This window comes from Phenylobacterium sp. (assembly GCF_028290885.1).
Classification (GTDB): Bacteria; Pseudomonadota; Alphaproteobacteria; order Caulobacterales; family Caulobacteraceae; genus Phenylobacterium.
Window position 1 is genome coordinate 1 of the sequence record NZ_JAQGIZ010000020.1, and the last position, 5639, is coordinate 5639.

At 67.8% G+C, this 5639-nt stretch carries 4 protein-coding genes; 1 reads left to right on the forward strand and 3 read right to left on the reverse strand.

Annotation, left to right across the window (positions count from 1 at the left end; all coding sequences use genetic code 11):
- From JWP28_RS01710 to JWP28_RS01720, 3 genes are all read right to left on the reverse strand, one after another.
- Positions 1-778 (reverse strand): DUF3667 domain-containing protein (locus tag JWP28_RS01710; RefSeq protein ID WP_299539294.1); only part of this gene is annotated, 778 nt, incomplete at its 3' end.
- Positions 779-780: 2 nt separating this feature from the next.
- Positions 781-2388, reverse strand: a complete 1608-nt coding sequence (locus tag JWP28_RS01715) for a carboxyl transferase domain-containing protein (protein WP_299539296.1) — start codon at positions 2386-2388, stop codon at positions 781-783.
- A gap of 178 nt (positions 2389-2566) precedes the next feature.
- On the reverse strand, positions 2567-4255 hold the full coding sequence (locus JWP28_RS01720) for an AMP-binding protein (protein WP_299539298.1): 1689 nt from the start codon (positions 4253-4255) through the stop codon (positions 2567-2569).
- A gap of 90 nt (positions 4256-4345) precedes the next feature.
- On the opposite strand from JWP28_RS01720, the gene JWP28_RS01725 reads away from it, so the two are divergent.
- The gene (locus JWP28_RS01725) at positions 4346-5500 is read left to right on the forward strand and encodes an acyl-CoA dehydrogenase family protein (RefSeq protein WP_299539300.1); all 1155 of its coding nucleotides are present in this window, start codon (positions 4346-4348) and stop codon (positions 5498-5500) included.
- Positions 5501-5639 lie beyond the last annotated feature (139 nt).

Consider the following 5639-nt stretch of genomic DNA (forward strand, 5'->3'; position numbering starts at 1 on the left):
AGTCGATCGCCAGGCCCAGAAGGAAGACCGCCGTCAGCAGCAGGCCCTGGAACGCGAGCGAGTGCATCGAGAAGATCAGGTGGTTGAAGACGTAGACGCCGCGCTTGGAGACGAAGAGCACGCTGAGCATCAGGGCAGCGATCGGCAGCATCAGGACCGCGAACCGCTGCGCCCATTCCATGAGTGAGGCCTTGACGGCCTCCTGGTTGTCCATGGCGTGGACCAGCCGCTCCCTTAGCCAGGCCGTGCTCGCCGACTCCGTCTTGTTGCCGCCCTGAGCGAGTTTGTCTCGCATGGCCTTCACGCCCTGGTTCAGGTCCGCCCGATCCTTGGGCGTCAGCGTCTTCTGGACTTCCGGACTGTTGAGGTTGGCGAGCTGGAAATTCTGCTTGTTGCCTTTGATCTCTAGACCGCCGGCGAAGAAGACCAGGACGAGGACGATCAGGAACAGGCGGAACGGCGGGATCTGCGTGGCCCGGTGGCCGTCGAGGTAGTCGCGGGTGAGCCGGCCGGGCTTGAGGACCAGCCGCGGCAGGGTCTGCCAGACCCGCCCGTCGAGATTGGTGACGCCCTCAAGGGCTTCCCACGTCAGCCGCCAGATCGAACGGTGGAATTCCTCGCCGCGCTGTCCGCAGGCGTAGCACCAGGCTCCGGCCAGCGTCGTATGGCAGTTTGGGCAAGGCGTACCGATCGGCAGGCTGTACTTCGCCGCCCGCTTCATCTCGTGGGCCACGGTGTCCGCCGTGACCGTTTCCAGCAGATGGTCGCCTGTCGCCATGGCTACATCCTGAACACGCCGAAGCGCGTCTCCCGGATCGGGGCGTTCAGCGAGGCGGAGATCGAGAGCCCCAGCACGTCGCGGGTCTGGGCCGGGTCGATGATGCCGTCGTCCCACAGCCGCGCGGTGGCGTGGTAGGGGTCGCCCTCGGTCTCGTAGCGGTCGCGGATCGGGGCCTTGAAGGCGTCCTCCTGGTCCTGCGGCCAGGTCTCGCCGCGGGCCTCCAGCGCGTCCCTACGCACTGTCGCCAGGACGCTCGCGGCCTGCTCGCCGCCCATCACGCTGATGCGGCTGTTGGGCCAGGTCCACAGGAAGCGGGGGGAATAGGCGCGGCCGCACATGCCGTAGTTGCCCGCACCGAACGAGCCGCCGATCAGCACGGTGAACTTGGGCACCTCGGCCGAGGCGACCGCAGTGACCAGCTTGGCGCCGTCCTTGGCGATGCCGCCGGCCTCGTACTTGCCGCCGACCATGAAGCCGGAGATGTTCTGCAGGAAGACGAGCGGGATCTTCCGCTTGCAGGCGAGCTCGATGAAGTGGGCGCCCTTCAGCGCGCTCTCCGAGAACAGCACCCCGTTGTTGGCGAGGATCGCCACCGGATAGCCCCAGATGCGCGCGAAGCCGGTGACCAGGGTCGTGCCGTAGAGCGCCTTGAACTCGTCGAAGTGCGAGTCGTCGACGATGCGGGCGATCACCTCGTGCACGTCATAGGGCGCGCGCACGTCGCTCGGCACGATGCCGTAGAGCTCTTGCGGATCGAAGGCTGGCGGCCTGGGCTCGGCCACGTCCATGTCGATGCGCTTGGTGGTGTTGAGGTTACCCACGATGGTGCGGACGATGGCCAGCGCGTGCTCGTCGTCGTTGGCCACGTGGTCGACCACCCCGGACCGGCGGCCATGGGTGTCGGCGCCGCCCAGCTCCTCAGCGGAGATCACCTCTCCGGTGGCGGCCTTCACCAGCGGCGGTCCCCCCAGGAAGATGGTGCCCTGGCCGCGGACGATGATGGTTTCGTCGCTCATCGCCGGGACGTAGGCGCCGCCGGCGGTGCAGGAGCCCATGACGCAGGCGATCTGCGCCAGGCCCTCGGCGCTCATCCGCGCCTGGTTGTAGAAGATGCGCCCGAAGTGGTCGCGGTCGGGGAAGACGTCCGACTGGTAGGGCAGGTTGGCCCCGCCGCTGTCGACCAGGTAGACGCAGGGCAGGCGGTTCTGCAGGGCGATCTCCTGCGCCCGCAGGTGCTTCTTCACGGTCAGCGGGAAATAGACCCCGCCCTTCACGGTGGCGTCGTTGGCCACGATCATCACCTCGCGCCCGGAGACCCGGCCGACGCCGGTGATCAGGCCCGCGGCCGGCGCCTCGCCGTCATAGAGGTCGTAGGCGGCCAGCTGGCCCACCTCCAGGAACGGCGAGCCGGCGTCGAGCAGCCGCATCACCCGGTCGCGGGGCAAGAGCTTGCTGCGCCCCACGTGGCGCTTGCGGCTGTCTTCCGGCCCGCCCAGCGCGGCGGCGGCCGCACGCTCGCGCAGCTCGGCGACGAGCGAGCGGTTCAGCTTGGCGTTGGCGGCGAAGGCTTTGGAGCCGGTGTCGACGGCGCTCTTGAGTTTCCTCATCTGGAGGCTTCCCCCGGTACCGGGGAAGTGGCCCAAGACGCGCAGCGTCGCGGGTCGATGGGGGAGGTCGAAAGAGAGAAAATACTTCCCCCATTGTCGCCCGGGCTTCGCCCATTGGCGATATTTCCCCCGTACCGGGGGAAGGACTCACAGCTTGGCGTGATCGGATTTCCCAGGCTCATGCGGTCTTTTCCATCACCAGGTCCAGTTCTGCAATCATCGCCTCGCGCATGGCGAATTTTTGCACCTTGCCGGTGACGGTCGTGGGGAAACCTTCCACGAAACGGATATGGCGTGGAATCTTATAGTGGGCGATCTGGCCCTTGCAGAACTCGCGCACGGCCTCGGGCGTCAGCGAACAGCCGGGCTTCAGCACGATCCAGGCGCAGAGCTCCTCGCCGTATTTTGCGTCGGGCACGCCGATTACCTGCACGTCCTGGATCGCCGGATGGCGGTAGAGGAACTCCTCGATCTCGCGGGGATAGACGTTCTCGCCCCCGCGGATGACCATGTCCTTGATCCGCCCGACGATGTTGGCGCAGCCGTCGGCGTCGATGGTGGCGAGGTCGCCGGTGTGCATCCAGCCGGCCGCATCGATGGCCTCGGCGGTGCGCGCCGCGTCGTCCCAGTAGCCCAGCATGACCGAATAGCCGCGGGTGCAGAGCTCGCCCGGCTGGCCGCGGGGCGTGACGCGCCCGGCCTCGTCGACGACCTTCACCTCCAGGTGCGGATGGATGTGGCCGACGGTGGCGACGCGGACCTCCAGGCTGTCCTCGACGCCCGACTGGAAGCTGACCGGCGAGGTCTCGGTCATGCCGTAGGCGATGGTCACCTGCGGCATGTGCATGCGCTCGATCACCTGCCGCATCACCTCGATCGGGCAGGGCGAGCCGGCCATGATCCCGGTGCGCAGCGTCGTCAGGTCGAAGTGGCCGAACTCCGGATGGCCGAGGATGGCGATGAACATGGTCGGCACGCCGTAGAGCGCCACGCAGCCCTCGGCCTCGACGGCCTGTAGCACCGCCAGTGGCTCGAACCCCTCCGACGGATAGACCATGGTCGCGGCATGGGTGATGCAGCCGAGGTTGCCCATCACCATGCCGAAGCAATGGTAGAGCGGCACCGGGATGCACAGCCGGTCGCCGGGCTGCAGCCGGATGGCCTCTGCGACGAAGTAGCCGTTGTTGAGGATGTTGTGGTGGCTGAGCGTCGCGCCCTTCGGAAAGCCGGTGGTGCCGCTGGTGAACTGGATGTTGATGGCGTCGTCGAACTGCAGCGCGGCGCCGATCTCGGCCAGCCGGCGGACGTCCGCGGGCGTCCCGGCGTCACGGGCCTCGCCGAAGGTCAGGCAGCCGGCGTGTGGCTGTTCGCCGAGCGTGATGACCAGGCGCAGGTCGGGCAGGCGCTTGGCCTGCAGGTCGCCGGGCCGCGCGTCCGACAGCTCGGGCGCCAGGTCGCGCAGCATGGCCAGGTATTCGCTGGTCTTGTGGGCGACGGCCGTCACCAGCGCCTTGCAGCCCACCTTGTTGAGCGCGTACTCGGCCTCGGAGAGGCGATAGGCCGGGTTGATGGTGACCAGGATCAGGCCCACCTTGGCGGTGGCGAACTGGGTCAGCGCCCATTCCGCGCAGTTGGGCGCCCAGACGCCGATGCGGTCGCCGGGCTCCAGGCCCAGCGCCAGCAGGCCGGAGGCCAGGGCGTCGACACGTTCTTTCAGCTCGGCGTAGGTCCAGCGGATCTTCTGGTGGCGCGAGATCAGCGCCATCTGGCCAAGGTGCGCCGCACAGGTCGCGTCGAAACAGGCGCCGATGGTCTGGCCGAGCAGCGGCTGGACGCTGGCGCCGTTCACGTAGCTTAAGTCTGTCATCGACGTCCTCCCTCCCCCACGCCTCGGTTGGCGGCAGATGACCACCTTTGACGGTCGATCTCCAGCCTTGCACATGGCACAGATGCAGCTGTGAGCGAGACCTTTCCTGAAATCCGCGAGGCAGTGCGCAAACTCTGCGCGCGCTTTCCCGGCGCCTACTGGCGCGCGCTGGACCGGGAGCGGGCCTATCCGACGGAGTTCGTCCAGGCGCTGACCGACGCCGGCTTCCTGTCGGTGCTGATCCCCGAGGAATATGGCGGTTCCGGCTTGGGGCTGGCCGCGGGCGCCGCGGTGCTGGAGGAGATCCACCGCTCGGGCGGCAACGGCGCGGCCTGCCACGCGCAGATGTACACCATGGGCGTGGTGCTTCGGCACGGCTCGCCGGCGCAGAAAGAGGCCTACCTGCCGAAGGTCGCGAGCGGGGAGCTGCGGCTGCAGGCCTTCGGCGTCACTGAGCCCGACGCCGGCACCGACACCACGCGCATCACCACCTTCGCGCGGCGCGACGGGCGCGATGGTTACCTCGTCAGCGGCAAGAAGCTGTGGATCAGCCGGGCCGAACACTCCGACCTGATGGTGCTGCTCTGCCGCACGACCGCTCGGGCCGACGCCGCCAAACCCTCCGATGGCATGAGCGTGCTGCTGGTCGACATGCGCGAGGCGGTCGGGAACGGCCTGACCATCCGCCCGGTCCGGACCATGCTGAACCACGCGACCACCGAGCTGTTCTTCGAGGACCTGGTCGTGCCGGCCGCCAACCTGATCGGCGAAGAAGGCAAGGGCTTCCGCTACATCCTCGACGGCATGAACGCCGAGCGGATCCTGATCGCCGCGGAGTGCATCGGAGACGCCAAGTTCTTCATCGACCGGGCCAGCGCCTACGCCAAGGAGCGCGAAGTGTTCGGCCGGCCCATCGGGCAGAACCAGGGCGTGCAGTTCCCGATCGCGCGGGCCTATGTGCAGATGACCGCCGCGGAACTGATGGTCGAAAAGGCCGCCTCGCTGTTCGAGGCCGGCGAGCCCTGCGGGACGGAGGCCAACATGGCCAAGCTCACCGCGTCGGAAGCCTCCTGGTACGCCGCCGACATGTGCGTCCAGACCCACGGCGGCTTCGGCTTCGCCGAGGAGTACGACATCGAACGCAAGTTCCGCGAAACCCGCCTCTACCAGGTGGCGCCGATCTCCACGAACCTCATCCTCTCCCACGTGGCCACCCACGTGCTGGACCTGCCGAAGTCGTTCTGATGCCCCAAGAGACCTTAGAGACCATCCTCCTTGATGAGCCGCAGGCCGGCGTCGCCCGGATCACCTTCAACCGGCCGGACGCGGCCAATGCGCTGAACACCCTGATGGGCGAGGAGCTGCTGGCGGCCTGGACGGAGCT

What these genes read in the sequence shown, in the direction of transcription:
- JWP28_RS01715 (WP_299539296.1), bottom strand. Translation starts at nt 2,388, where the DNA reads ATGAGGAAACTCAAGAGCGCCGTCGACACCGGCTCCAAAGCCTTCGCC.
- JWP28_RS01720 (WP_299539298.1), bottom strand. Translation starts at nt 4,255, where the DNA reads ATGACAGACTTAAGCTACGTGAACGGCGCCAGCGTCCAGCCGCTGCTC.